Annotated in this window: 24 protein-coding genes and 1 tRNA gene; 7 read left to right on the top strand and 18 right to left on the bottom strand. The window is 69.7% G+C overall.

Annotation, left to right across the window (positions count from 1 at the left end):
• Positions 1–3: 3 nt before the first annotated feature.
• Genes paaK through ABE85_RS00765 form a run of 3 tightly spaced genes read right to left on the bottom strand, consistent with a single transcriptional unit; the run spans position 4 to position 2,707 of the window.
• A complete protein-coding gene (gene paaK, locus ABE85_RS00775; protein WP_067269203.1) occupies positions 4–1,314 on the bottom strand; it encodes a phenylacetate--CoA ligase PaaK in 1,311 nt (436 codons plus the stop codon).
• A 53-nt stretch (positions 1,315–1,367) separates the two neighbouring features.
• A complete protein-coding gene (gene paaI / locus ABE85_RS00770) occupies positions 1,368–1,835 on the bottom strand; it encodes a hydroxyphenylacetyl-CoA thioesterase PaaI (RefSeq protein WP_067269201.1) in 468 nt (155 codons plus the stop codon).
• Positions 1,835–2,707, bottom strand: a complete 873-nt coding sequence (locus ABE85_RS00765) for an enoyl-CoA hydratase-related protein (RefSeq protein WP_067269199.1) — start codon at positions 2,705–2,707, stop codon at positions 1,835–1,837. Before ABE85_RS00765 ends, paaI begins: the two co-directional genes overlap by 1 nt.
• A gap of 163 nt (positions 2,708–2,870) precedes the next feature.
• Here ABE85_RS00765 and ABE85_RS00760 point away from each other — a divergent pair, with 163 nt between their 5' ends.
• Complete coding sequence (locus tag ABE85_RS00760) at positions 2,871–3,482, top strand: phenylacetic acid degradation protein PaaY (RefSeq protein WP_067269197.1); 612 nt, start codon at positions 2,871–2,873, stop codon at positions 3,480–3,482.
• 102 nt (positions 3,483–3,584) lie between these two features.
• Entirely contained in the window at positions 3,585–4,787 is a 1,203-nt protein-coding gene (locus ABE85_RS00755) for a multidrug effflux MFS transporter (protein WP_067269195.1), read from the top strand.
• A 40-nt stretch (positions 4,788–4,827) separates the two neighbouring features.
• Here ABE85_RS00755 and ABE85_RS00750 read toward each other — a convergent pair whose 3' ends face one another.
• The 3 genes from ABE85_RS00750 to ABE85_RS00740 all read right to left on the bottom strand — a co-directional run bounded on the left by ABE85_RS00750 (position 4,828) and on the right by ABE85_RS00740 (position 6,421).
• Complete coding sequence (locus tag ABE85_RS00750) at positions 4,828–5,790, bottom strand: carbohydrate kinase (protein WP_067269193.1); 963 nt, start codon at positions 5,788–5,790, stop codon at positions 4,828–4,830.
• 72 nt (positions 5,791–5,862) lie between these two features.
• The gene (locus ABE85_RS00745; RefSeq protein ID WP_067269192.1) at positions 5,863–6,141 is read right to left on the bottom strand and encodes a DNA-binding transcriptional regulator; all 279 of its coding nucleotides are present in this window, start codon (positions 6,139–6,141) and stop codon (positions 5,863–5,865) included.
• A complete protein-coding gene (locus ABE85_RS00740) occupies positions 6,134–6,421 on the bottom strand; it encodes a transcriptional regulator (RefSeq protein ID WP_231993193.1) in 288 nt (95 codons plus the stop codon). The genes ABE85_RS00745 and ABE85_RS00740 overlap by 8 nt, the downstream gene beginning before the upstream one ends.
• Before the next feature lie 234 nt (positions 6,422–6,655).
• On the opposite strand from ABE85_RS00740, the gene moaA reads away from it, so the two are divergent.
• From moaA to ABE85_RS00725, 3 genes are read left to right on the top strand one after another with little or no spacing between them, the layout of a single operon-like run.
• A complete protein-coding gene (moaA, locus tag ABE85_RS00735; protein WP_067269188.1) occupies positions 6,656–7,804 on the top strand; it encodes a GTP 3',8-cyclase MoaA in 1,149 nt (382 codons plus the stop codon).
• Positions 7,804–8,418 carry a molybdenum cofactor guanylyltransferase MobA gene (gene mobA / locus ABE85_RS00730; protein ID WP_067269186.1) on the top strand — a complete coding sequence of 205 codons (615 nt, stop codon included), beginning with the start codon at positions 7,804–7,806 and terminating at the stop codon, positions 8,416–8,418. Before moaA ends, mobA begins: the two co-directional genes overlap by 1 nt.
• Positions 8,393–8,971, top strand: coding sequence for a GNAT family N-acetyltransferase (locus tag ABE85_RS00725; RefSeq protein ID WP_197507162.1), 579 nt, complete (start codon positions 8,393–8,395; stop codon positions 8,969–8,971). Before mobA ends, ABE85_RS00725 begins: the two co-directional genes overlap by 26 nt.
• Before the next feature lie 121 nt (positions 8,972–9,092).
• Here ABE85_RS00725 and ABE85_RS00720 read toward each other — a convergent pair whose 3' ends face one another.
• Positions 9,093–9,872, bottom strand: a complete 780-nt coding sequence (locus ABE85_RS00720; protein ID WP_157521814.1) for a YceI family protein — start codon at positions 9,870–9,872, stop codon at positions 9,093–9,095.
• A 129-nt stretch (positions 9,873–10,001) separates the two neighbouring features.
• Between ABE85_RS00720 and ABE85_RS00715 the strand changes: the two genes are divergently transcribed.
• A complete protein-coding gene (locus ABE85_RS00715; RefSeq protein ID WP_067269182.1) occupies positions 10,002–10,532 on the top strand; it encodes a DUF962 domain-containing protein in 531 nt (176 codons plus the stop codon).
• Positions 10,533–10,673: 141 nt separating this feature from the next.
• Entirely contained in the window at positions 10,674–11,102 is a 429-nt protein-coding gene (locus ABE85_RS00710) for a CBS domain-containing protein (protein WP_067269180.1), read from the top strand.
• Between the two features lie 24 nt (positions 11,103–11,126).
• Here the strand turns inward: ABE85_RS00710 and ABE85_RS00705 are convergent, their stop codons facing one another.
• The 11 genes from ABE85_RS00705 to fdnG all read right to left on the bottom strand — a co-directional run bounded on the left by ABE85_RS00705 (position 11,127) and on the right by fdnG (position 24,725).
• Positions 11,127–11,705, bottom strand: a complete 579-nt coding sequence (locus tag ABE85_RS00705; protein ID WP_067269178.1) for a nitroreductase — start codon at positions 11,703–11,705, stop codon at positions 11,127–11,129.
• A 44-nt stretch (positions 11,706–11,749) separates the two neighbouring features.
• A complete protein-coding gene (gene phnE / locus ABE85_RS00700; protein ID WP_067269177.1) occupies positions 11,750–13,408 on the bottom strand; it encodes a phosphonate ABC transporter, permease protein PhnE in 1,659 nt (552 codons plus the stop codon).
• Positions 13,405–14,220, bottom strand: coding sequence for a phosphonate ABC transporter ATP-binding protein (locus tag ABE85_RS00695; RefSeq protein WP_067269175.1), 816 nt, complete (start codon positions 14,218–14,220; stop codon positions 13,405–13,407). The genes phnE and ABE85_RS00695 overlap by 4 nt, the downstream gene beginning before the upstream one ends.
• A gap of 17 nt (positions 14,221–14,237) precedes the next feature.
• The gene (locus ABE85_RS00690) at positions 14,238–15,125 is read right to left on the bottom strand and encodes a putative selenate ABC transporter substrate-binding protein (protein WP_067269173.1); all 888 of its coding nucleotides are present in this window, start codon (positions 15,123–15,125) and stop codon (positions 14,238–14,240) included.
• Positions 15,126–15,167: 42 nt separating this feature from the next.
• A tRNA-Sec gene (locus ABE85_RS00685) sits at positions 15,168–15,263 on the bottom strand.
• A gap of 16 nt (positions 15,264–15,279) precedes the next feature.
• Positions 15,280–17,421 (bottom strand): selenocysteine-specific translation elongation factor, encoded by a 2,142-nt coding sequence (gene selB / locus ABE85_RS00680; RefSeq protein ID WP_067269171.1) that lies wholly within the window; start codon positions 17,419–17,421, stop codon positions 15,280–15,282.
• Positions 17,418–18,956 (bottom strand): L-seryl-tRNA(Sec) selenium transferase, encoded by a 1,539-nt coding sequence (gene selA / locus ABE85_RS00675; RefSeq protein WP_082938954.1) that lies wholly within the window; start codon positions 18,954–18,956, stop codon positions 17,418–17,420. Before selA ends, selB begins: the two co-directional genes overlap by 4 nt.
• 20 nt (positions 18,957–18,976) lie before the next feature.
• Entirely contained in the window at positions 18,977–20,020 is a 1,044-nt protein-coding gene (gene fdhE / locus ABE85_RS00670) for a formate dehydrogenase accessory protein FdhE (RefSeq protein ID WP_067269170.1), read from the bottom strand.
• Complete coding sequence (locus ABE85_RS00665; RefSeq protein WP_197507160.1) at positions 20,017–20,637, bottom strand: formate dehydrogenase subunit gamma; 621 nt, start codon at positions 20,635–20,637, stop codon at positions 20,017–20,019. The genes fdhE and ABE85_RS00665 overlap by 4 nt, the downstream gene beginning before the upstream one ends.
• 17 nt (positions 20,638–20,654) lie before the next feature.
• Complete coding sequence (gene fdxH, locus ABE85_RS00660) at positions 20,655–21,644, bottom strand: formate dehydrogenase subunit beta (protein ID WP_082938184.1); 990 nt, start codon at positions 21,642–21,644, stop codon at positions 20,655–20,657.
• A gap of 12 nt (positions 21,645–21,656) precedes the next feature.
• A complete protein-coding gene (gene fdnG, locus ABE85_RS00655; protein ID WP_157521812.1) occupies positions 21,657–24,725 on the bottom strand; it encodes a formate dehydrogenase-N subunit alpha in 3,069 nt (1,022 codons plus the stop codon).
• Positions 24,726–24,824: the final 99 nt, after the last annotated feature.

Here is a 24,824-nt window from a genome sequence, read left to right as displayed (position 1 = left end):
TCCTTACGAATTCTTCGGACGTTGGTCCACCACGCGGCGGGCCTTGCCCACCAGCGTTCTCTCGATCGAATCGGGCGCGCCGACCGTCACCCGGGTCGACACGCCGATCAGCGTCTTGATGCGGTGCTGCAGCGACTTCGACATCGCCTGCGCGTCGCCGCCGCCCGCGGCGGACAGCTCGCAGCGCACCTCGACCTCGTCGAGGTGGCCGTCGCGGCTGACGACGATCTGGTACTGGCCCGACAGGCCGGGCTCGGCCAGCACCAGTTCCTCGATCTGCGTCGGGAACAGGTTGACGCCGCGGATGATCAGCATGTCGTCGCTGCGGCCGACGATCTTGCCCATGCGGCGCATGCTGCGCGCGGTGGGCGGCAGCAGGCGCGTCAGGTCGCGCGTGCGGTAGCGGATCACCGGCAGCGCTTCCTTGCTCAGCGAGGTGAACACCAGTTCCCCCTCCGAGCCTTCGGGCAGCACCTCGCCGGTCTCGGGATCGATGATCTCGGGATAGAAATGGTCCTCCCAGATCACCGGACCGTCCTTGGTCTCGATGCATTCGCTGGCAACACCCGGCCCCATCACCTCGGACAGGCCGTAGATGTCGACCGCATCGATGCCGGCCTTCTGCTCGATCTCGCGGCGCATCGCCTCGGTCCAGGGCTCGGCGCCGAAGACGCCGGTCTTCAGCGAGGACGCGCGCGGGTCCAGGCCCTGGCGCACGAATTCCTCGACGATCACCTGCATGTAGCTCGGCGTGACCATGATGACGTCGGGCTTGAAGTCCTGGATCAGCTGGACCTGCTTCTCGGTCTGGCCGCCCGACATCGGGATGACGGTGCAGCCCAGCCGTTCGGCGCCGTAATGCGCGCCCAGCCCGCCGGTGAACAGGCCGTAGCCGTAGGCGATGTGGACGATGTCGCCCTTGCGCGTGCCGGCGGCGCGCAGCGAACGCGCGACCAGGTCGGCCCAGGTGTCGATGTCCTTCTGCGTGTAGCCGACGACGGTCGGCTTGCCGGTCGTGCCCGACGAGGCATGCACCCGCACCACCTGATCGCGCGGGACCGCGAAGAGACCGAACGGGTAGTTGTCGCGCAGATCCTTCTTCGTCGTGAACGGGAACAAGCGCAGGTCGGACAGGTCCTTCAGATCATCCGGATGGACGCCCTTCGCATCGAACGCGGCCTTGTAGTGCGGCACGTTCTCGTAGGCGTGCTTCAGCGACCACTTCAGGCGCTGCAGCTGCAGCGCGCGCAGCTCGTCCTGGCTGGCGCGCTCGATGGGCTCGAGGTGCTCGGGCTGGAAGGTCTTCACCGTCATGGGGTCTGTCTCCTGACCTGTCTTCTCGTTCCGGGAGGCGGGGAGCGGCGCGCTCAGCGCGCGCTCGCCAGTTCCGGCACCACGGGCTTGCCCTTGATGCGGTAGGACCGGCCCCGGAAGACCGCGATCAATTCGTCGCGTTGATTGGTGATGCGGATGTCGTAGACGCCGGTGCGGCCGGCCAGCGAGGTCTCGGTGGCGCTCGCCGTCAGCACGTCGCCCACGCGCGAGGGCGCGACGATGTCGATCGCGAAGCCCGACGCCACCGTCACCTCGTTGTGCGAGTTGCAGGCGAAGGCGAAGCACGAGTCGGCCAGCGTCGTGACGAAGCCGCCGTGGCAGATGTCGAAGCCGTTGAGCATGTCCTCGCGCACCGTCATCGACAGCGTCGCGGTGCCGGGGCCGATGGCATCGATGCGCATGCCCAGGCCCTTCGAGGCGCGGTCGTTGGCGAACATGGTGTCGCGGACCGCTTCGGCCACGCGTTGCGCCTCCATGCGGGGATCCAGGGGCTCGCTCATCAACGGTCCTTGAAGGTCGGTTGACGCTTGGTCAGGAAGGCGGCGGCGCCCTCCAGGTAGTCGTGCGCGTAGCCGAGCTGGCTCTGCAGCCGGGCCTCGAGCCTGAGGGCGTCCTCGAACTCCAGGTCCATCGAGGCATCGAGCGCCTCGCGCGTCTGCACCAGCGCCCGGGTCGGCATCTTCGCGAGCTTCTGCGCGGTGGCCATCGCCTCGCTCTGCAGCTCGGCATCGGCGACGCAGCGCGCGATCAGGCCCCAGGCCTGCGCGTCGGCGGCGGGCAGCTTGTCGCCGAGCAGCGCCAGCTGCATCGCGCGGGCACGGCCCACCAGGCGCGTCAGCAGCCAGGTGCCGCCGCAGTCGGGCACCAGCCCGATCTTGGAGAAGGCCTGGATGAACGAGGCCGACTGCCCCGCCAGCACGAGGTCGCAGCCGAGCGCGAAGTTCGCGCCCGCGCCCGCGGCCACGCCGTTGACGGCGCAGACCGTCGGCACCGGCATGCTGCGCAGGCGCAGCGCCAGCGGGATGTAGTAGTGGTCGAGCAGGTTGCCGATGTCCTTGGCCTTGGGCTTCTTGTGGACGTCGGCCGATGCCGCCGGATCGGCGTGATCATCGAACTCCGGCTTGATGTGGGGATCCGACAGGTCCTGGCCCGCGCAGAACGCGCGCCCGGCGCCGGTGATGAGCACCGCCCGCACGGTCTCGTCGTGCGCCGCCTCGTCGAGCGCGACTCGCAACTGGCCGAGCAGGCCGGTCGTGAACGCGTTCAGCGCCGCGGGCCGGTTCAGCGTGAGGACGCGGACGGCGCCTTCGGTGCTGATCAGCAGCGGCCTGTCTTCGGCAGCGGTGGATGGGGTCGTGTGGGCAGTGCTCATTCGGCTTGTCTCCTCGGCCGGCTATGGATTCAGCTTTTTCGCGGACTTCCGCAGCTTTTGTCGATCGGATTCTATTTACCGACCGGTCGGTAGATACTACGAGCCATCGCATCCCAATACAAGGTCGGAAACCTAGGGTTACCACCTAAAAAGGAGTCATTCCATGCCCTGCTACGCCATCGACGGCCTCTCGCCGGTCGTCCATCCCAGCGCCCATGTCCACCCGACGGCGGTGCTGATCGGGGACGTGATCGTCGGCGCGGGGTGTTATGTGGGGCCTTGCGCCTCGCTGAGGGGGGACTTCGGCCGCATCCGGCTGATGGACGGATCCAACGTGCAGGACACCTGCGTGATCCACGGCTTCCCGGCGTCGGACACCGTCGTCGAGACCAACGGCCACATCGGCCACGGCGCGGTGCTGCACGGCTGCGTGGTGCGGCACGACGCGCTGGTCGGCATGAACGCCGTGGTGATGGACGAGGCGGAGGTCGGCGCGTACAGCATCGTCGCGGCCTGCGCGTTCGTGCGGGCGGGGCTGAAGCTGCCGGAGCGCTCGCTGATCGCGGGCCTGCCGGCGAAGGTGATGCGGCCGCTGACCGAGGACGAGATCCGGTGGAAACGCGTCGGCACCGAGACGTATCAAGACCTGGCACGGCGCTGTCATGCGAGCCTGGTGGAGGTCCAGCCGCTGGCCGAGGAGGAGGCCGACCGCCCTCGCCTGCAGGTCGGCGGGCCGAAGACGCTGGTCGCGACGAAGCGCGACGGCGCGGACTGAGCGCCGCCCCGCGCCCGCGCACGCAGTACGCGATCGTCGCTCGCACGCGGGGTACCTCGTTGGTACCCCGCAGCGGGCGCCCGACTGGAAGAATCGGCCGCCATGACGTCCGCCGCCGCTCCGCTGCCTCTGCCCCGCCCTGAGGTGCCGCTGTGGCTGCCGGCGCTGTTCATCGTCTGCAGCACGCTGGCCATGCACGTCTTCGTGCCGGCACTGCCACTGGCGGCGGCCGACCTCGGAGCGAGCCCGCATGCGCTGCAACTCAGCATCAGCCTTTACATCGCGGGCCTCGCGGCGGGCCAGCTCGTCTACGGCCCCCTCGCGGACCGTTACGGGCGCCGGCCCGTGCTGCTGGCAGGGCTCGGGCTCTACACCGCGGCGGGGCTGGCCTCGTCGCTGGCGCCGACCGCCGGGATGCTGATCGCCGCGCGGCTGCTGCAGGCCCTCGGCGGCTGCGCGGGCATGGTGCTGGCGCGGGCGATCGTGCGCGACACCTCCACCACCGCGGACGCCGCCAGCCGGATGGCGTCGGTGAACCTGATCGTGACGATCGCGCCGGGCATCGCGCCCATCATCGGCGCGGCCATGGCGCCGACGCTGGGGTGGCGCAGCATCCTGATCGCGCTGACGGTGCTCGGCGTGGCGGCGATGCTGGTCGCCTGGCGCCAGCTGCCGGAGACCGGCCGCCACGCCCAGGCGCAGGACATGCGCGGACTCGCGCGAGCATATGCGGGACTGCTGCGCTCGCCGGCCTTCCTCGGCTACAGCGTCGGCGGCGGGTGCGCGACGACGGCGATGTACGCGTTCATCGCGGCCGCGCCCTTCATCTTCGTGGACCGCCTGCATCGGCCGGCGCACGAGGTCGGCTGGTGCCTGGCGATGCTGGTCTCGGGCATCTGGCTGGGCAGCATGCTGGCGACGCGGCTGCTGCGGCGATTTCCGTTGCGGCCGCTGCTGATCGGCGCCAACGCGGTCAGCGTCGCGGCGGCGCTGGCACTGCTGGCGCTCGTGCTGCTGGACCAGCTCACCGTCGCGGGCACGGTGGGCACGATGTTCCTGTTCACGCTGGGCGCGGGGCTGTCCTCGCCGGCGGCCTTGACACAGGCGATCAGCGTCGATCCGACCGTCACCGGTTCCGCGTCGGGGCTGTACGGCTTCATGCAGATGGCGGTGGGGGCGGTGTGCTCGTCGCTGGTCGGTCTGGGCAGCGATCCCGCATTGGCGGCGGCGCTGACGCTCAGCGGCGCGGGACTGGTGGGACAGTTCGGCTTCTGGATCGCAGGGCGCGATCGATCGAGGTCATGAAGGGCCCACGGATCTGCGGCCCAGACACCTGGGCCTCCGTTCAAGCCATCTCGGCGCGCCTGACCTGCACCTGGTCGATGAGCGAGGTGACGAGCCCGGCCGACAGTCCGTCCACGCCCGCGCCCGCGCAGGCCGCCGCGCCGGCGGCCACGGCCCAGCGCAGATGCTCCTCGGGGTCCTGCGTGCCGCCGTTCATCAGGCTGTAGAGCAGCCCCGCCATGGCGGCGTCGCCCGCGCCGATGGTGTCGACGACGTGGTCGAGCGGCGGCGGCGCGGCGCTGAGATCCGCCTTCGGATGGAACAGCTGCGCGCCGCGCTCGCCCATCGTCAGCATGACGATGGCACGCGGGTTCCAGGCCGCGATCTGCGCCAGACCCACGTGGTGGTCGCGGCTGCGGAACAGGCCGCGGAGGTCCTCGTCCGAGACCTTGATGACGTCCGCCAGCCGGCACATGCGTTCCAGCGTGCGGTCGTAGCGCGAGTCCATGGACATGCGGTAGTTCGGGTCGTAGCTGATGCGCACGCCCTCGTCCTTGAGGGATTCGGCCAGCGCGATCAGCCGGGCCGCGAGCGGTTCGCGCGTCAGGCTGATCGATCCGAAGTGCGCCCAGCGCAGCGCGCGGCGCCAGCCGGCGGGCAAGGCATGGGGGCGGAAGTGCAGGTCGGCGCTGTCGTCGCCGACGAAGGCGTATTCGGGCGGATCGACCTGATGGACGTAGGCCACCAGCGGCGACTTGGCGAACTGCTGGATGAAGCGCAGATCCAGGCTGGCATCGGCGCTGGCCTGCCAGATCGCCTGGCCGAACGCGTCCTTGCTGATGCCGCCCGCGAAGGCGCTGAGCTGGCCCAGGCGGGACATCGCGATCGCGACGTTCCAGGGCGAGCCGCCGCTGCGGCTGCGCCAGGTGTCGTGGCCGACGCGGATCATGTCGGTGAGAGCTTCGCCGAAGGAGACGAAGCTGGCCAGGTCCGCATGGACCACGGTCGTGGGGGTCAAGCTCATCCCTCGATTCGACCGCCGCCGGCCCCGTCGCGCAAGTGACAGGTCCTACAGGGTGACGAGGGCGAATACCGTTCAGCGAAGCTCCAGCAGAACCTCCGGGTGCGCCATGGCAACGCGTAGCAGCGTCCTCGCAGCACCGGTCGGTTCCCTCCGTCCTTGCTCCCATTCCTGCAGCGTCCGCTTCGACACCCCCAGCAGACCGGCGAAATCCGTCTGGGACAAGCCTGTGCAGGCGCGAGCCTCTGCGGCTCCAGGAATCTCGACGCGCGTGACCCGGGCTGCCTGCCCGGACTTCATCTGCCGGATCGACTCCAGCAGGTCCTTCTGGAACTTCTCCTTGTCCTTAGGCATCTTCGACTCCTTGCTTCAGCTCTTCCAGAAAGGCGACGGGGAGACTGTCGTAAGCAGCCTTCGAATACACGATCAACAGCCAGATCACCTCATCCTCGACATTGAAATAGATCACTCGAACGCCACCGCGCTTGCCGCGCCCCGCCTTCGTCCAGCGAATCTTGCGACAACCGCCGCTGCCCGGAATGACGTCTCCGGCTTCCGGGTTCAGTGCGATCCAGCTGATGAAGTCCACGCGTTCCGCCTCGGTCCACACGCCCCTCGCGTACTTCTGGAACATCGGGGTTTCGGCAACGGTTCGCATGTTGCCACGGTACGTCTTTGACGTATAGGCCATCCATGACCGATCTCAGCAATTCAATCGGCGGCACAGACTCATTTCCGCGATGACGATCCCTTTCATCTGCTCGGACAGACGGTCTAGCGCACAGCCCCGCCCCTCGCGCGGGAGCATCGTTGTCCGCCGAAGGGCCTCCACGGGCGCGGGCTGGCTGGCGGCGGCACAATCCGGTTCATGACCGATGGTGTGATTCCGCTGCTCGATCTGCGCCAGATCGGGCGGACGCCTCCCGTGCCGCATCCGCTGCCGCCCCCGCGCAGTGGCCCGTGGCTGGATGCGCGCGGCCGGCCGCTGCGCGACCTGCGGATCTCCGTCACCGACCGCTGCAACTTCCGCTGCAGCTACTGCATGCCCAAGGACGTGTTCGACAAGGACTACGCCTTCCTGCCGCATCGCGACCTGCTCTCCTTCGAAGAGATCACCCGACTCGCCCGCGTCTTCGCCCAGCTCGGCGTCCAGAAGCTGCGCCTCACCGGCGGCGAACCCTTGCTGCGCCGCAACCTCGAGGCGCTCATCGCCCAGCTGGCCGCGTTGCGCACGCCGGAGGGGCTCCCGCTCGATCTGACGCTGACCACCAACGGCTCGCTGCTCGCCCGCAAGGCGCAGGCGCTCAAGGACGCCGGCCTGAACCGCGTCACCGTCAGCCTGGACGCGCTCGACGACGGCATCTTCCGGCGCATGAACGACGTCGACTTCCCCGTCGCCGACGTGCTGCGCGGCATCGAGGCCGCGCAAGCGGTCGGCCTGGCGCCGATCAAGGTCAACATGGTCGTCAAGCGCGGCACCAACGACGACCAGATCGTCCCGATGGCGCGCCACTTCCGCGGCACCGGCGTCGTGCTGCGCTTCATCGAGTACATGGACGTCGGCATGAGCAACGGCTGGCGCATGGACGAAGTCCTGCCGTCCGCCGAGGTCCTCGAACGGCTGCGCGAAGACGTTGAACTGGGCGCCGACCTGGTGCCGCTCGCCCCCTCCTCCGACGGGGAGACCGCCATGCGCTGGGGCTACGCCGACGGCAGCGGCGAGATCGGCCTGATCTCCAGCGTCACGCAGGCCTTCTGCGGCGACTGCAACCGCGCGCGGCTCTCGACCGAAGGACGCCTCTACACCTGCCTCTTCGCCGGCGACGGCCACGACCTGCGCGCGCTGCTGCGCGGCGACGCCGCCCACGAGGCGCGCACCGACGACGAGATCGCCGCCGCCCTCGGCGCGCTCTGGACGCGGCGCAACGACCGCTACTCGGAACTCCGCGCCAGCCTGCCCGCGGCCACCGACTCCGGCCCGGCGCGCCGCGTCGAGATGCACTACATCGGCGGCTGATGCGCGCCACCGCGCTCCTCCTCTGCGGCGGGCGCGCCACGCGCATGGGCGGCGTCGACAAGCCGCTCCAGCCCTTCCAGGACCGACGGCTCGTCGACCACGTGCTGGCCCGCATCGCCCCGCAGACCGGCGGCCGCGTGTTCATCAGCGCCAACCGCCACCTCGACGACTACCGCCGCCTCGGGCATCCGGTCCTGGAGGACACGCTGCCGGACTTCCCCGGACCGCTCGCGGGAATCCTCGCCGGATTCGAAGCGATGGCTGCCCATGCAGACGACGACTGGCTGCTCGTGGTCAGTGGCGACAGTCCCTGGTTGCCCGAAGACCTCCTCGCTCGACTGGCCGCGGGCCTCGGCCCCGACAGGACCGCGGCCATGGCGCTCGGACGCGAGGCGCCAGGCGAGCCCTTGCGCAGCCAGCCGCTCGCGAGCCTGATCCACGCGAGTCACCGGACCTCGCTCGACGACGCATTGCGCGCGGGGGAGCGGCGCGTCGAACGCTGGCTGGCCAGCCTGCCGCTGGCGCGCGTCGCCTTCGACAGCCCCGGCGACGAACACGCCTTCGCCAACATCAACGACAGGAGTGAGCTTGAGCGACTCGAACGACTCCGATAGCGCGAACCACGGCATCGCCGACGACGCCGGCCCGATCACCTTGCGCCTGCTGACCGACCGCGACCTCGATGCCTACAAGGCGCTGCGCGATGCGATGCTGGCCCGGCACGAGCAGGCGTTCACCTCCGACGCGGAGACCGAACGTGCCCGCGAGGCCGTGAGCTACCGCGTGCGGCTGCATCCGCAGGCCGGCGGCAAATCGCTCTTCACGCTGGGCGCGTGGCGCGGCGAACAGCTGGTGGGCGCGCTGACCTGCGAGCACGAGAACCGCAGGAAGGTGCAGCACATCGCGCATCTGATCGGGATGATGGTGGACGACCGGTTCCGCGGACGAGGCATCGGCAAGCGCCTGTTGCAGCAGGCGCTCGCGCTGCTGCGCCGCGAGCCGCGCCTGGAGACCGTGACGCTGAGCGTGACCGCCGGCAATCAATCCGCGATCGCGGTCTACCGGCAGGCGGGCTTCACCCGCTACGGTCACCTGCCCCGTGCCATCCGCCTGTCCGACGGCCGTTACTACGCCAAGGACCTGATGAGTCTCGACCTTCGTCCCTGATCCCGAGACCCCAAAGGCCCGATCACCGTGAGCCTCACTGGGGCCGGAATGCTTCTGGGGGTTCCCGGAGGGATGCCCCCTGATGCGTGGAGTGCCCGCGCCAGGCCTCCCGCAGGCGACGTCAATCGCAGGCCGCCGCCGGCCGCGCCGCCACATCGACGTCGACCGTCAGCTCATCCTGGATGGCGAGCAGCCCCCCGAAGACGGAGAACGGCGTGATGCCGAACTCGCTCTGACGAAGGACGAGCGCGCCCTGCGCGCGCAGCGGCGCATCCCCGGAAGGTCGGACGACCCGCACGGGCACGTCGATCTCGCGCAGTTGTCCATGCCATCGCACCGCGAGCTTGACGGCCAGGACCGGGAACGCACCGCTGACCGCCGCGCTGTGCATCGAGATCGCCGGGAAGCGTTCGCCGTCGATGGCGCGGAGCATGTTGGTGCGGGTGCCGGCGACGTCGGACGCCGTGGGCACGCTGGCGAATTCCGGGCCGAGGCCGGCGCGCCATTCGGGCTTGTCGATGCCGACGTCGTCGAGGCGGAATCCGAGTTCCACGCCCGCGCCCGCGATCCCGTCCGCGGGCAGGAAGACCTGGCCCTCGAGCCGCTCGATGCCGAGCACATGGTTGTGGCCGACCTTGGCGAGCCGGCCTGCGCGGAAGACATGGATGCGGACCTGCGAGCCTGCGGCATCGACGCGGTAGAGCCGACCCTCGCCCCGCTGCTGCGCGGCGAGCCAGGCGGGACACGACGACGGCGGCGACTCAGCGTCCGGCGTCGACGCCGCAGTCGCCGCTGTCGCAACGATTGGTGCACTGCCGCATCCCGCGACCGACAGCGCCGCCGCGACGATCGCCGCAGCCGCCGCCCCCCGGATCCACGGGGTCCGCGGCCCCCGAGGCATCTCGCTTGCCCGCGTCAACACTTGCATAGGGGTAAACCAAGAGTGGTCAGACTTGCATTCTGAACTGCACAAACAAGCGGGTCGCACTAGCATTGCGACATCACGACGACACCTCGCACGGAGGAAGCCATGGCACGCCAAGCCAACGACCTGATGGCGCAGTACGCCGCCTACCACCGCGACCGCCGCAACATCGCCACGCACTTCGTCGGCATTCCGCTGATCGTCTTCGCGATCGGCGTGCTGCTGGCGCGGGCGCAGTTCCACGTCGCCGACTGGACCGTGTCCGCCGCCTGGCTGGTCTGGGGCGCCGCCACGATCTGGTACCTGACGCGCGGGAACTTCGTGCTGGGCCTGTCCACCGCGATCGTCAACGCGGTGCTGATGGCGCTGGCCCATCCCCTGGCGGCGGGCTCCCTGGGCGGCTGGCTCGCCTGGGGCCTGGGCAGCTTCCTCGTCGGATGGATCATCCAGTTCGTCGGTCATTATTACGAGGGCCGCAAACCCGCCTTCGTCGACGACCTGATCGGGCTGCTGGTCGGGCCGATGTTCGTCGTCGGCGAAGCGCTCTTCGCGATGGGCTGGGGCCGCGACCTGCTCGCCGAGATCGAACGCCGCGCCGGCCCCACCCATCTGCGCGACCTGACCCACCCCGCCTGAGCCCGGCACACCACGACCTCGCCCCTTTGGGGGTCGGGTCTTGATGGGGCTTGCGGTGCGCCGCCAAGGCGCTTATCTTGGGGCGTCCGAATCCGTCAACGGTTCGCCAGGATCCAAGCCAGGATTTCGCCAGGAGGCCCCATGAAACCGGTGTCCGAACTCTTGAAGAACCGCGGCCCCAGCGTCTGGCGCATCACGCCGGAAGCGACGGTCTTCGACGCCCTGCATCTGCTCGCGCAGCATGACGTCGGTGCGCTGCTGGTGATGGAGGGCGAGCGGCTGCTCGGCATCTTCTCGGAGCGCGACTACACCCGCAAGATCGCGCTCCAGGGCCGCGACTCGCGCAACACGCTGGTCAAGGAGGTCATGACGGCCAACGTGTTCGTCGTGAAGCCCAACACCGAGTGCCGCGAGTGCATGAGCCTGATGAGCCAGCGCAAGATCCGCCACCTGCCGGTGGTCGAAGGCGCGACCGTCGTGGGCATGCTGTCGATCAGAGACCTGATGGACAACATCATTGCCGATGATGAACTCACCATCGCCCAGCTCCAGAGCTACATCTACGGCTGAGGAACGCGCCAGTCTGCGGGACTGCTAACCACCCCAGAACTGCAGCGCACGATCAGCGCCGTCCTTCGCCGCGCGCGGCTTGGGCGGTTTGTCCGACGGCGCGGGCGTGCCCATTGCGATCCAGCCGAGCAGCGTCTCGCCCGGCTCGCAGAACGCGGCGATCAATCCGGGATCGCGCGCCTTCGCGCCGCTGAGCATCTTCCCGCCGAAACCAAGTGCCTGCGCGGCGTTCAGGAAGTTGGTCAGCGCCCCGCCCACGCAGGCCCACTGCTCGTGCGCGGGCACCTGCGGATGGCCCAGATCCAGGCGGGCGACGACGGCCACCGTCACCGGCGGGCGCAACGCGCGGTCCTCGTCCATCGCAAGACCCGCGGCATCCTTGCCCCCGCGGCGGGCGGCCTCGGCGAAGAGCGCCGCCATCGAGCGTTTCGCCTCGCCGCGCACGACCTTGAACCGGAAAGGCACCAGCCCCGCATGGTCCGGCGCGTGCAGCGCGGCCTCGACCATCAGGCGCAGATGTTCATCGTCGGGCCCGGGTTCGATCAGGTACTTGGGCCCGACCGAAGCGCGCGCCAGCAGCAGCTTCAGGGCGTCGTCGTTCATGGCGGTTCTCTTCACTGTCCCTTCGACGTCATTTCAACGTCGCTTCAACGATTCAACTTCCGGCGCGCCGCGTAGGAACAGGCGTCGACCAGCATCACCAGCGCCAGCATCGCCAGCAGCACGGTGCAAGTCTCGCGCATCTGGAACAGGCTGAGGTGCAGGCTGAGCATCTGGCCGAGACCGCCGGCCCCGACCACGCCCAGCACCGTCGCGGCGCGGATGTTGTTCTCCCAACGGTACAGCGTGTAGCTGAGCAGTTGCGGCGCCGCCTGCGGCAGCGTCGCGAACGCGAACACCTGCCAGCGCGACGCGCCCGCCCAGCGCAAGGCCTGGGCGGTCTGCGGCGGCGCGTTCTCCAGCGCCTCGGCCATCAGGCGGCCGAGCACGCCCGTGGTGTGCAGCGCCAGCGCCAGCGTGCCCGGCATCGGCCCCAGGCCGGCGGCCACCAGCAGGATGGCCGCCCAGACCAGTTCCGGCACGCTGCGCAGCGCATTCAGCAACAGGCGCGAGCCCCAGCGCAGCAGCCCCGGCGGCCGGCTGGCCAGCAGCGCCATCGCGAGTCCGGCCAGCGCCGCCAACCCGCTGCCGAGCGCGGACATCGCCAGCGTCTCCAACGCCCCCTGGCCCACGCGTCCGAGGAAGGCCGGCGCCCCCTGCGGCGGGAAGAACTCCGCGATGAACCGGCCCATCTGCGCGAGCGCCCCCGCACCGAGCAGTTCGCCCCAGCGCAGCGGCAGCGTCGCGAAGCTCGCCACCAGCAGCGCCAGCAGGCCGAGCAGCAGCGCGCGCACGCCCCACCGCGCCGACGGCCGGCCGTCGCGCCGCGGCGTCTCCGCCCCCTGCCCCGTTTCGCGCGTCGGACGCAGCCAGGCGCTGAGCCGGTCCGCCATCGCCACGAGCGCGATGAACACCAGCAGGATGGTCGCGACCTCGCCGCCGGCGAACATCTTGGTCGCGTTGTCCAGTTGCTGCCCGAGCCCGCCGGCGCCGACGAAGCCGAGCACGACCGAGGACCGGATCGCGCATTCCCAGCGGTAGACGGTGTAGCTCACCAGCTCGTCGGCGCAGCCGGGCAGCGTGCCGAAGAGCAGCGCCTGCAGACGTCCGGCGCCGCCGCGCAGCAGCGCCTGCGTCGGCGCGGCGTCCGCGCTCTCGAGGATCTCCGCATACACCTTGCCGAGCATGCCGCCATACGACAGCGCGATCGCCAGCACGCCAGCGCCGGGCCCGAGACCGATCACGCGGACCAGCATCAGCGCCCAGACCAGCTCCGGCACCGAGCGCAGCACGATCAGCACGAAGCGCACGATCCCGCGCAGCGCCACCGGCACCGGGCCCATGCGTCCGGCCACCGCGGACACCGACAGTCGTGCCGTCGCCAGCAGCGCCATCGGCACCGCGATCACCCAGGCCAGCGCCAGCCCCACCGTCGCCATCGCCACGGTGCGCCAGGTGTCGGCCGCAATCATCGTCAGGAACTCGGCGTCCACGCGGGGCGTCAGGAACTGCGCGCCGAAACGCATCGTCGCGCGCAGGCTGCGGGGATCGAGCAACTCCCAGGGCCGGAACTCGCACCAGACCAGCAGCGGCCACAACAGCACGAGCATCGCGACGACCAGACCGAGGCGTCGCGTGGCGGCAGGATCGCGGCGCCACGGAGCCGCAGCGATGGCGGCGGCTGCGCCTGTCGCGCCGGCGCTCATCGACACATCGCCTGAGGCAGCGACGCCGGCGGCAACGGGTCCTCGACCTCGGGCGGCGGCTCATTCAGCAGATCCGCGTAGATCTCGTCCAGTTGACGTGCGCCGAGGTCCCTCGGCGGGCCGTCGTAGAACAGGCGCCCCTCGCGCAACGCGATCACGCGGGGGAACAGCCGGCACGCGAGATCGACCTGATGCAGGCTGCAGATGAGCGTGCGGCCCTGCGCGCGGGCCGTGTCGCGCAGGACTTCGAGCACGCGCTGCGCCCGCTGCGGATCCAGCGCCGACAGCGGCTCGTCGGCGAGCCAGAGCCGCGCCTTCGACACCAGCAGCCGTGCGACAGCGACGCGCTGGCGCTCACCGCCCGAGAGCTGATCGACGCGCGACCAGAGCCGGTCGCCGAGCTCCAGCCGGTCCAGGGCGTCGAAGGCGAGTCGCGCCTGCGCTTCGGTCGGGCTGAACAGCATGCGCAGCGTCTGCGCCATCGAGGCGCCGGGCAACTGCCCGGCCAGGACCGCGGTGACCACGCGCTGCCGCGGCGGCAGCGGCGGATGCTGCGGGGCCAGCATCAACTCGCGGCGCAGCCAGTGGCGATCGCGGGACGACAGGCTCCAGGCGTCCTCGCCCGCCAGCCGCAGCGTCCCCGCGACCGGCGCCAGCGCCAGCCCCATCGCGTGCAGCAGCGAGGTCTTGCCGGCCCCCGACGCGCCGATCATGGCGACCTGCTCGCCGGCCTCGATGCGCAGCGTCAGCGGCTGGATCAGCGTGCGCGCCCCGGCCTGCAGATGCAGGCCGTCCAATTCCAGCAGGCGCATCGCGATCGCCCCTCAGCTCACTTCAGCAGGCCGGCGTTCTCCGCCGCGGCCTTGATGCCGGCGTAGTTCTCCGGCTGCGTCGGCACGAACTTCGTCGCGCGCTGCAGGTCCAGGATCTCCTTGCCTTCCGGCGTCGACGGATTGAGCTTCAGGAACGCGGCCTTGAGCTTCTCCTTCGTCGCGGCGGGCATGTCGGCGTGGACGCTCCAGTTGTAGTCGTAGTACGGCGGCGTGGTGAAGAAGACCTTGACCGCGCCGGTATCGACCTTCTTCTCGGCGACGAGCTTCTCCCAGACGGAGATGTTCAAGGCGCCCGCGTCGACCTTGCCCGAGGACACGGCGGCGACGGTGGCGTCATGCGCGCCGGAGAAGGAGATGCGCTTGAGATCGGTGTCGGGGTTGATCTTCGCGGCCAGCAGGAAGGAGCGCGGCATCAGGTGGCCCGACGTGGACGACGCGGAGCCGAAGCTGAGCGTCTTGCCCTTGAGGTCCTCGAGCTTCGCGATGCCCGACTTCGCGTCGGTGATGAAGACGGAGCGGAACTTCTCGTCCTCCTCGCGCTGGACCAGCGGGACGATCCTGCCGCCCGAGCGCACGTTGGCCTGCACGAAGGTGAAGCCGCCGAACCAGGCCAGGTCGATCTTCTTGTTGACGACGGCCTCGACGGCGGCGGCGTAGTCGGTGACGGGCGTCCACTCGACCTTCACGCCGAGTTCCTTCTCCAGGTACTTGCCCAGCGGCGCGAACTTGCGCGCGAGCTCGGTCGGCGATTCGTCGGGGATGGCGGTCACGCGCAGCACCTGCTGCGTCTGCGCCATCGCGGGCCCGGACAGGCCTGCGGCGATCAGCGACGTGGCGACGATTCCCTGCAGCGCACGGCTGACGTGTCGGAAAAGGCTAGGCATCGGAGGCTCCGGTGAGGGGTGGGGAAGGCAGTCGAGAAAAAATGGCGGAGAGACATGGGAGTCGAACCCACCCGGCGATGCGTGGCATCACCCACCGGATTTGAAGTCCGGCCGATCCACCAGGATCGTTGTCTCTCCATTGATCGTTGCGCGTTCATGCGGTCTCGACGGCGTCGGCACAGGCTGCGCCGCCGTCCTCATGATCGTCGATGAACAGGCGGCAGTCGGCCCGCAGCCGATGCGCGTCGCCGACGCGCCGCAGCACGCCGACCTTGTCGAAGAATTCCAGCACCTGGATCGCGCGCTTGCGTCCGAGGCCGCTGCGGTCGCGGAACACGGAGGCCTTCACGTCGCCGCCGATCGCCGAGGCGCGCGCGATGCGCGCGAGCGTCTGCACCGCCGACGGCGCGTAGTACAGGTCCTTCACGATCTGGAAGAGTTCGCCCCGCTGCGACAGCCGCGCCAGGGTCGTGCGCACCAGCGCCTCGGGCTCGTGCGCGTCCTTGGCCAGGTCGCGCGCCCAGACGCCTTCGAAACCCGCCGACAGCAGCCGCGGCATCACCTTCTGCGCCAGGCGTTCGTCGAGCGCCGACAGCTGGATGCCGTGTGCCGGCAGATGCGCCGCGGCGCCGCTCACCGTCACCTGTCCGGCCGACGCCATGCGCCGCACGAGCGACTGCCACAGCGGCTCCGCCATCCGTGGCGCGGCCAGCCGCCGCCATCGCGCGAGGTCGGGGCCGAGTTCCTCCGGCTGGTCCTCGTGATACTGCGCCAGCCGTGCCAGCGCGACGGCTTCCCACTGTGCCGTCTGCGCGGCACCGAGCGCCCACGCCGGCCCGTCGGCGCCGAGCACGACCGTCGACGCGCCGGCCGCGGCCAGCAGCGCCACGCGCGCGTCGCCGGCCACGCCCTGCCCGGCGGCGAATCGCGCGAGATCGACGCCCATCGGCGCCTGCGCAAGCAGACCGGCCAGCCGCCGCGCGGGCGAGTCCGCCGTCAGCGCGATGAGTTCCGAAAGCCGCTGCGGCGTGCGGCGATAACGCGCCGGCGCCTGCGGATCGAGCACGACACCGCCGGCGAGCGCGCGCGTCGCGGACGCGTCGCGCAGCACGACGCGGTCCCCCGCCCAGGCGCCGATCGGGCCATGCAGCACGAGCTGTACCAAACCTTCCTCGCCCGGCTGCAGCGCCTCAGCCGCCGCCACAGGGCTCACTCCCTCTCCCGCTTGCGGGAGTGCCGCCGCCACAGGGCTCACCCCCTCTCCGGCTTGCGGGAGAGCCGCCGCCGCGTGGCTGACTCCCTCTCCCGCTTGCGGGAGAGGGCTGGGGTGAGGGCCAGCGGCCTGCGCCGTACCGAAGCGTCCGAGCACCGCCACCGTCCCGGTCACCGCTTCCGCACCGACATGCACGTGCACCGGCAGGCCGCTTCGCAGCGCGCGGGCTTCCTCGGGCCCCAGCCGCAAGCGCACGTCGAGGCGGTCCGTCCATTGCGCGATCTCCGGCGCGGCCAGCCATTGACCGCGCCCGACCTCGTCCTTCTCCAGTCCCGCGAGGCCGATGGCCACGCGTTGTCCGGCCGAGGCCCGCTCCGCCGGCTCGTTCTGCGCATGCAGGCTGCGCACGCGGCCGCGCCGCGGCGACTGGCCGGGCGCGGGCGGCAGCAGCAGGAGCTCGTCGCCGATCGCCACCTCGCCCGCATGGGCGGTGCCGGTGCAGACCGTACCGACACCGGCCAGGCTGAACACGCGATCCACCGCGAGCCGGAAGGCCCGTCCCGCGACCTCGCGCGGCGGCAGCGCCCGGGCTTCGGCGATCAGATGCTCGCGCAACTCGCGCACGCCCCCGCCCGTCGTCGCGGCGACCTCGACTATCGGCGCGTCCGCCAGCGACGTGCCGGCCACCAGCGCGCGGATCTCCCCGCGCCGCTGCGCGAGCGTCGGCGCGTCGACGCGGTCGCATTTCGTCAGCGCGATCGTTCCTCGCCGGATCCCGAGCAGCGACAGCAGCGCCAGGTGCTCGCGGGTCTGCGGCATCACGCCGTCGTCGGCGGCGACCAGCAGCAGCGCGTGATCGATGCCGGTAGCGCCGGACAACATGGTGTGCACGAGGCGCTCGTGCCCCGGCACGTCGACGAAGCCGATGCGCAGGTCCTCGCCTGCGTCCATGAACGCGTACCCGAGCGCGATGCTGATGCCACGCCGCTTCTCCTCCGGCAGCCGATCCGTGTCGACGCCGGTCAGCGCCTTCACCAGCGTCGTCTTGCCGTGGTCGATGTGGCCGGCGGTTCCGACGATCACGCGAGCGACTCCTTCAGCTGCGCGAGCTGCTCGATGAAGTCGGGCTCCTCGCGCGCCTCGTCGAGGCAGCGCAGGTCCATCCAGAGTTCGTCGGCCTGCACGCGCGCGATGACCGGCAACGGCAGCGCGCGCAGCGCCGTGAGCAGCTCGTCGAGCGCGCGCCCCATCCCCCGCTTGCCCGGCAGCCGCGGCGTCAGCACCAGTCCCGCCGACGGCAGCGTCTCCACCGGCAGCGAGCCCGAGCCGATCTGTCCGCGCATCGCGCTCACCCGCGCGCTGAAGCGCGGTGCGACGGCGTCTTCCACGCGCGACAGCAGCCGCTCCGCCTGCGCTTCGATCTGGTCGACCGGGCGCGTCAGCAGCCGCAAGGTCGGCAGGTCCTGCGTCAGCCGGTCCGGCTGCAGGTACAGGCGCAGCGTCGCCTCCAGCGCGGCCATCGGCAGCTTGGACAGGCGCAACGCGCGCTTCATCGGGAACTTGCGGATCTTCTGCACCAGGTCCTTGCGGCCGACGATCAGCCCGGCCTGCGGCCCGCCCAGCAGCTTGTCGCCGCTGAAGGTCACGATGTCGCAGCCGTCGGCCAGCATCGCCTGCGGCAGCGGCTCGGCCGGCAGGCCCCACTGCGCCAGATCGACCAGCGAGCCGCTGCCGAGGTCCGTCATCAGCGGCACGCCCGCGGCCTTCGCGATCGGGGCGAGCTCCGCCTCGCTCACCGACGACGTGAAACCCTGGATCGCGTAGTTGCTGGTGTGGACCTTCAGCAGCAGCGCGGTGTCGGGGCCGAGGGCGGTCTCGTAATCCCGCGCATGCGTGCGGTTGGTCGTGCCGACCTCGACCAGCCGCGCCCCCGCCGCCGCCATCACGTCGGGCATGCGGAACGCGCCGCCGATCTCGACCAGCTCACCGCGCGACACGACGACCGACCGGCCGCCGGCCAGCGCGGCGATGCCCAGCAGCACCGCGGCGGCGTTGTTGTTGACGACCGTCGCCGCCTCGGCGCCGGTGATGTCGCACAGCAGCGATTCGACGAGGCTGTCGCGGTCGCCGCGGTCGCCGCGCGCGAGGTCGAACTCCAGGTTGTTGGGCGAGCTCATGCAGGCCAGCACGTGGCGCAGCGCCTCGTCGGCGAGCAGCGCGCGGCCCAGGTTGGTGTGCAGCACCGTGCCGGTGAGGTTGATCACGCGACGCATGCGCGGCGCGAGGCGCTCCACGCACAGGCGTTCGAGTTCGGCCGGCAGGTGATGGAGTTCATCCGTCGTCAGCGTGCCCGCCAGCGCGCGCTCGCGCGAGGTTTCGAGCAGCCGGCGCGCCTCGGCCGCCACGAACGCATGGCCGTGTCGCGCCATCAGATGGGTCACCGCCGTATCGCGCAGCAGGCGATCGACGGACGGCAGATCCTTCGGGGCCGCAGCCGCAGCCGCAGCCGCAGCCGCGGCTCGCGGCGTGGCATGCCCGCGCGAGGGAGCGGAGCGATCGTCGAGCGCGGCCGGGTCGTGACTGCTGACCGGGGAGCCTGCCGTCGGACCATGAACCATGGATGCCTCGGGCTTCACGCTCAGTGTCCTCCGGGATCGGGAGGCGAAGCACCGGCGGCGCCCGGTGGCGCCCCATCGCTCGAGGCGTCCGACTCACCGAGGATCAGCAGCGGATTGAAGCCCTGCCGCACCAGGCCCAGCTCGCCGACCAGCAGGTCCAGCGTCAGCGTCGCCAGATCGTCGGCCAGCGGCTCGACCTGCAGGTCCTTTTCCATGTGGACCTGCTTCAGGTAGTGGCCGCAGGTCTCGCAGCACTCGGCGGCGACGGCATCGGACTTGTTCCCGTCGGCATCGACGAGGCTCTGGAAGGTGATGCCCTTCGTGCCCTGGCAGTGCGTGCACTTGATGCGCACGTAGTGCCACTGCGCGCCGCACAGCGAGCAGGCCAGGAAGCGCTGCCCGGATTGTTCCGCGGCGATGCGCGTGATCGAGGCCACCGGCCGCGAGCCGCAGCACGGGCAGACCGTCGGGTCGTCGATCATGCCGAAGGGCGCGACGTGTTCGCCCTGGTCGCTGTCGTCATAACGCCGCTGCAGCTGCACGACGAGCCGCGCCCAGTACACCTGCAGGGCCGCGGCGATCAGCGGCGCGGTCGCCGGGTCCAGGCCCAGCGCGCCGCCGGCGAGCAAGGCGCCCGCCTGCTGTTCCAGCCAGGCGTCGTCGGCCTCGGCCAGTTGCGTCACCACCGCCTTCGCCGCATCGGGGATCGCCGCCGAGCCCATCGCGCGCAGCAGCGCGCGGAGTTCCTCGCGCCACACCGGATCGCGCGGGTAGGTCGCCACGTCCAGCGGCGGCAGCCCGCCGACCATCGCGCTGTTGACCAGCACCTCGGCCGGCAGCGTCAACGCGTCGGTCCGCTGGAAACGCTCATGCTGCGCCTGCGCGAGCGCCGCCACGAAGAGCAGGTAATCCCGCATCGCATGCCCCTCGGCCAGGTGCCTCAGGCGCAGCGCGCGCTCGGCGAAGAGGCCGGGCTCCGGCACCTTCACCGGCGCGGCGCGTGCGCCCGCGTTGACCGCGATCTCTTCCGGGGTCATGACCCGGATGGGGCTGGGGGATGTCATGCGCGGGGTCGCTCCTTCGCTTCCTTGTGCCACAGCGGGTGATGGTGCGCGGCCCAGGTGTCGGTGACCGTACCACGGGTCATCGCGCGGAACGAGCCCTTCACCCAGATGGCCGCGTAAACGTGGATGATGATCGTCAGGATCAGGATCGCCGCCGAGGCCGAATGGAGCACCACCGCGATGCGCCGCATCAGGATGTTGCCCTCGGGGAACCAGGCGTGCCAGAACATGAAGCCGGTGACCAGCAGGAGGGTCAGCGTCACCACCATCACCCAGAAGACGATCTTCTGGCCGGCGTTGTACTTGGCCGCGGGCTGGACGCCCTCCTTGCCGGCGCCGGTGATCATCGCGGGGCTCTGGCGCATCCATTGCGAGTCGGCGCTGATCCAGAGGTTGTCCCGCCACATCCGCGCCGCGAGGAAGGCGAACGCGATCACCATGCCCAGCCCCAGGTAGGGATGCAGCACCCGCGTCCACGGCCCGCCGCCGAAGAGGTTGCTGAGGAAGAAGAGACTGGGGTGGAAGAAGGCCAGGCCCGAGAGCCCGGCGCAGAGGAAGAGCAGCACGATGAGCCAGTGGTTGAGCCGCTGGCTGTCGCGATAGCGTTGCAGCAACATGAGGAGCTCCCGGTGGGTCAGAGGCCGCCGCTGGGCGGGGTGTACGAGGTGCGCCGCTGGTCGCCGCCCGGAGGAACGTCAGGACCGTCGGGCCCTTCCCCGTGCTTCGCGCGCTCGTAGGCGAGCTCCTCCTCGGGATCCGGCTCGTCGTGCACCGTCTTCTGCGGACCGACCTTCATGTAGTGGAAGAAACCGGCGACTGCGGCGCCGACCATCGCCGCCACCGCCAGCGGCTTGGCCGCGCCCTTCCACAAGGACACCAGCGGGCTGATCTGCGGATCCTTCGGCAGCCCGTGATAGAGCGTCGGCTGGTCCGCATGCTGCAGCACGTACATCACGTGCGTGCCGCCGACGCCGTGCGGGTCGTACACGCCGGCATTCTGGTAGCCGCGCTCCTTCAGGTCGACGATGCGTTCGGCGGCGAACTCATGCATGTCCTCCTTCGAGCCGAAGCGGATCGCGCCGGTCGGGCAGGCCTTCACGCAGGCCGGTTCCAGGCCCACGCCGACGCGGTCCGAGCACAGGCTGCACTTGTAGGCCTTGTTGTCGGCCTTGCTGATGCGCGGGACGTCGAAGGGGCAGCCCGTCACGCAGTTGCCGCAGCCGACGCAGTGCTCCGAGATGAAGTCGACGATGCCGTTCTGGTACTTCACGATCGCGCCGGGCGCGGGACAGGCTTTCAGGCAGCCGGGGTCGTCGCAGTGCATGCAGCCGTCCTTGCGGATCAGCCACTCCAGCTTGTTCTCGACGACCTCCACTTCGGAGAAGCGCATCACCGTCCACGACTGCGGGGTCAGGTCGCGCGGGTTGTCGTAGGTGCCGTGGGTCTCGCCGACCTCGTCGCGCAGGTCGTTCCACTGCATGCAGGCGACCTGGCAGGCCTTGCAGCCGATGCACGAGGAGACGTCGATCAGCTTGGCGACTTCCGTCGTCGTGCGTCGCGCGTCGGGGCTGGGCAGCGTCGTCGCGGAGCGCTTGGCGATGTCGAGGGATTGCAATGAAGACATGGCGTGGGCTCCTCAAGCTTTCTCGATGTTGACGGTGAAGCTCTTGAACTCCGGCGTCTGGGTATTCGCGTCACCCACGAAGGGGGTCAGCGTGTTGACCAGATAACCGGGCTTGGCCACACCGACGAAGCCCCAGTGATTCGGCAGGCCCACCGTGTGGACGCGCTTGCCGCCGACATCGAGCGAGGCCACGCGCTTGGTCACCACCGCCACGGCCTTGATGAAGCCGCGGTTGGAGCTGACCTTTACCTGATCGCCATTGGCGATGCCCTTGTCCTTCGCGAGTTCCTCGCCGATCTCCACGAACTGCTGCGGCTGGATGATCGCGCTGGTACGCACGTTCTTGGTCCAGTAGTGGAAGTGCTCGGTGAGCCGGTAGCTCGTCGCCACGTACGGGAACTTGTCCGGCTTGCCGAACTGCTCCCGGTCGGCCTTGAACACGCGGCCGGCCGGGTTGTTCATCGCCTTGGGGTTGTTCGGGTGCATCGGGTTCACCGTCAGCGGCGACTCGAAGGGCTCGTAGTGCTCCGGCAGCGGACCGTCGACCATGCCGCTGGGCGCGAACAGGCGCGCCACGCCCTCGGCGGTCATGATGAAAGGCCGCACCGCGTCCTCGTCATTGGGGTTGGCATCCGGCCGGATGTCCGGGATGTCGGAGCCGCCCCACTTGTCGGTGTAGCTGATCAGCCGCCGCTTCGGGTTCCACGGCTTGCCGGTCGGATCGCAGGACGCGGCGTTGTAGAGCACGCGCCGGTTCGCCGGCCAGGCCCAGGCCCAGTTCAAGGTCTGGCCGATGCCCCATGGATCGCTGTTGTCGCGACGGGCCATCTGGTTGCCCGCCTGCGTCCATGCGCCGGCGTAGATCCAGCAGCCGCTGGACGTCGAGCCGTCGTCGCGCAGCAGCGCGAAGCCCGAGAGCTGCTCGCCCGCCTTCGCCAGCACCTTGGTCGCGTCCTTGGGATCGGTCACGTCCGCGAGCGCCTTGCCGTTGAACTCCATCGCCAGCTCTTCGGCCGAAGGGCTGTTCGGGATCTTGTACGGCCAGCTCAGGTTGACGATGGGATCGGCGTACGCGCCGCCGTCCTTCTGGTACATCGCCCGCAGGCGCAGGAAGATCTCCGCGATGATCTCCGCGTCGCCCTTGGCTTCGCCCGGAGGCTCCGCGCCCTTCCAGTGCCACTGCAGCCAGCGGCCGGAGTTGGTCAGCGAGCCGTCCTCCTCCGCGAAGCAGGTGCTCGGGAAGCGGAACACCACCGTCTGGATCTCCTCCGTCTTCACGTCGTTGTGCTCGCCGTAGTTCTTCCAGAACTCGGCGGTCTCCGTGTTGAGCGGATCGATGATCGCGAGGAACTTCAGCTTGGACAGGCTCTCGACCACCTTCTTCTTGTTGGGGAAGGAGCCCACCGGGTTGAAGCCCTGGCAGATGTAGCCGTTGACCTTTCCCTGGTGCATGAGGTCGAAGGCCTGCAGCACGTCGTAGCCCTTGTCCCACTTCGGCAGGTAGTGGTAGGCCCAGTCGTTCTCCTTGGTCGCGGCCTTGCCCCACCACGCCTTCTGCTGGCTGACGAAGAACTTGGGATAGTTCTGCCAGAAGCTCATCTGGTTGGGGCGCAGCGGCTTGAGCGCCTTGGTCTTGTAGTAGGTCTCGAGGTCCTGCTCCGAGTCCTTGGGCAGGGCCATGTAGCCGGTCAGCGAGGTCGACAGCAGGCCCAGGTCGGTGAGGCCCTGGATGTTGCTGTGGCCGCGCAGCGCGTTCATGCCGCCGCCCGGCTGGCCGATGTTGCCCAGCAGCAGCTGCACCAGCGCGCCGGTGCGGATGATCTGCGAGCCCTGGCTGTGCTGCGTCCAGCCCAGCGCGTAGAGGATCGTCATCACCTTGCCCGGGACCGAGGTCTCGCCGATCTGCCGGCAGATCTCGACGAACTTGTCCTTGGGCGTGCCGGTGATCTCGCTGACCTTCTCCGGCGTGTAGCGAGAGAAGTGGGTCTTCATGACGTTGAGCACGCAGCGCGGGTGCTGCATCGTCATGTCGACCTTGGCGAAGCCCTTCTCGTCCATCTCGTAGGCCCACGACGCGTTGTTGTAGGCGCGCTTGGCCTCGTCGTAGCCGGAGAAGATGCCGTCCTCGAACTTGTAGCCCTCACCGACGATGAACGGGGCGTTCGTGTAGTTCCGGACGTACTCCGTCTGGATCTTGTTGTTGCTCAGCAGGTAGTTGATCACCCCGCCCAGGAAGGCGATGTCCGACCCCGCGCGGATGGGCGCGTAGTAGTCGCTCATCGCGGCCGAGCGCGTGAAGCGCGGGTCGACGACGATCAGCCGGGCCTTGTTGTGATGCTTGGCCTCGATCACCCACTTGAAGCCGCAGGGATGCGCCTCGGCGGCATTGCCGCCCATGATCAGCACGAGATCGGCGTTCTTGATGTCCACCCAGTGGTTGGTCATCGCGCCGCGTCCGAACGTCGGGGCCAGACTGGCCACCGTCGGTCCGTGTCAAACGCGGGCCTGGTTGTCGAACGCGAGCATCCCCGTCGAGCGCATCGCCTTGTGGGTGATGTAGCCCGATTCGTTCGAGGACGCGGAAGCGCAGATCATGCCGGTCGAGAGCCAGCGGTTGACGGTCTTGCCGTCGGCGTTGGTCGCGATGAAGTTGGCGTCGCGGTCGGCCTTGAGCAGCTTCACGAAGCGGTCCATCGCCTCGTTCCAGCTGACGCGCTTCCACTCCTTGGCGCCGGCCTCGCGGATCTCCGGATACTTCAGGCGGTTGGGGCTGTGGACGAAGTCCAGCAGGCCCGCGCCCTTCGGGCACAAGGTGCCGCGGTTGACCGGATGATCGGGGTCGCCCTCGATGTGGATGATCTCGGAGGTGACGTTCTTCGCCTTGTCCCCGAGCGAGTACATGATGATCCCGCAGCCCACCGAGCAATAGGGGCAGGTGTTGCGGGTCTCGGTCGCCCGGGCAAGCTTGAACTGGCGCGTCTCGGCCAGTGCGGCAGTCGGGGAGAAACCCAACGCCACGAGGCTGGAGCCCATCACGGCCGCCCCGCTCACCCGGAAGAAATGCCTCCGGTTCATGTCCATCTTGTGCCTCCTGGGCTCGCCGTTCAGGCGACCTGGGTGAAATGCACGACCGTCACGCGGCCCGTTCGAGCATTTCGGCACAAAGCATCGGCTTTGTCC

Origin of the sequence: Mitsuaria sp. 7 (genome assembly GCF_001653795.1) — a bacterium.
Taxonomy (GTDB): domain Bacteria; phylum Pseudomonadota; class Gammaproteobacteria; order Burkholderiales; family Burkholderiaceae_C; genus Roseateles.
Note: the sequence above shows the minus strand (reverse complement) of the source record. Positions and strands in the feature narration are given on the sequence as shown.

Coding starts and splice junctions, on each gene's coding strand:
- paaK (WP_067269203.1), bottom strand. CDS start 1,314: ATGACGGTGAAGACCTTCCAGCCCGAGCACCTCGAGCCCATCGAGCGC.
- paaI (WP_067269201.1), bottom strand. CDS start 1,835: ATGAGCGAGCCCCTGGATCCCCGCATGGAGGCGCAACGCGTGGCCGAA.
- ABE85_RS00765 (WP_067269199.1), bottom strand. CDS start 2,707: ATGAGCACTGCCCACACGACCCCATCCACCGCTGCCGAAGACAGGCCG.
- ABE85_RS00760 (WP_067269197.1), top strand. CDS start 2,871: ATGCCCTGCTACGCCATCGACGGCCTCTCGCCGGTCGTCCATCCCAGC.
- ABE85_RS00755 (WP_067269195.1), top strand. CDS start 3,585: ATGACGTCCGCCGCCGCTCCGCTGCCTCTGCCCCGCCCTGAGGTGCCG.
- ABE85_RS00750 (WP_067269193.1), bottom strand. CDS start 5,790: ATGAGCTTGACCCCCACGACCGTGGTCCATGCGGACCTGGCCAGCTTC.
- ABE85_RS00745 (WP_067269192.1), bottom strand. CDS start 6,141: ATGCCTAAGGACAAGGAGAAGTTCCAGAAGGACCTGCTGGAGTCGATC.
- ABE85_RS00740 (WP_231993193.1), bottom strand. CDS start 6,421: ATGTTCCAGAAGTACGCGAGGGGCGTGTGGACCGAGGCGGAACGCGTG.
- moaA (WP_067269188.1), top strand. CDS start 6,656: ATGACCGATGGTGTGATTCCGCTGCTCGATCTGCGCCAGATCGGGCGG.
- mobA (WP_067269186.1), top strand. CDS start 7,804: ATGCGCGCCACCGCGCTCCTCCTCTGCGGCGGGCGCGCCACGCGCATG.
- ABE85_RS00720 (WP_157521814.1), bottom strand. CDS start 9,872: ATGCCTCGGGGGCCGCGGACCCCGTGGATCCGGGGGGCGGCGGCTGCG.
- ABE85_RS00715 (WP_067269182.1), top strand. CDS start 10,002: ATGGCACGCCAAGCCAACGACCTGATGGCGCAGTACGCCGCCTACCAC.
- ABE85_RS00710 (WP_067269180.1), top strand. CDS start 10,674: ATGAAACCGGTGTCCGAACTCTTGAAGAACCGCGGCCCCAGCGTCTGG.
- ABE85_RS00705 (WP_067269178.1), bottom strand. CDS start 11,705: ATGAACGACGACGCCCTGAAGCTGCTGCTGGCGCGCGCTTCGGTCGGG.
- phnE (WP_067269177.1), bottom strand. CDS start 13,408: ATGAGCGCCGGCGCGACAGGCGCAGCCGCCGCCATCGCTGCGGCTCCG.
- ABE85_RS00695 (WP_067269175.1), bottom strand. CDS start 14,220: ATGCGCCTGCTGGAATTGGACGGCCTGCATCTGCAGGCCGGGGCGCGC.
- ABE85_RS00690 (WP_067269173.1), bottom strand. CDS start 15,125: ATGCCTAGCCTTTTCCGACACGTCAGCCGTGCGCTGCAGGGAATCGTC.
- selA (WP_082938954.1), bottom strand. CDS start 18,956: ATGGTTCATGGTCCGACGGCAGGCTCCCCGGTCAGCAGTCACGACCCG.
- fdhE (WP_067269170.1), bottom strand. CDS start 20,020: ATGACATCCCCCAGCCCCATCCGGGTCATGACCCCGGAAGAGATCGCG.
- ABE85_RS00665 (WP_197507160.1), bottom strand. CDS start 20,637: ATGTTGCTGCAACGCTATCGCGACAGCCAGCGGCTCAACCACTGGCTC.
- fdxH (WP_082938184.1), bottom strand. CDS start 21,644: ATGTCTTCATTGCAATCCCTCGACATCGCCAAGCGCTCCGCGACGACG.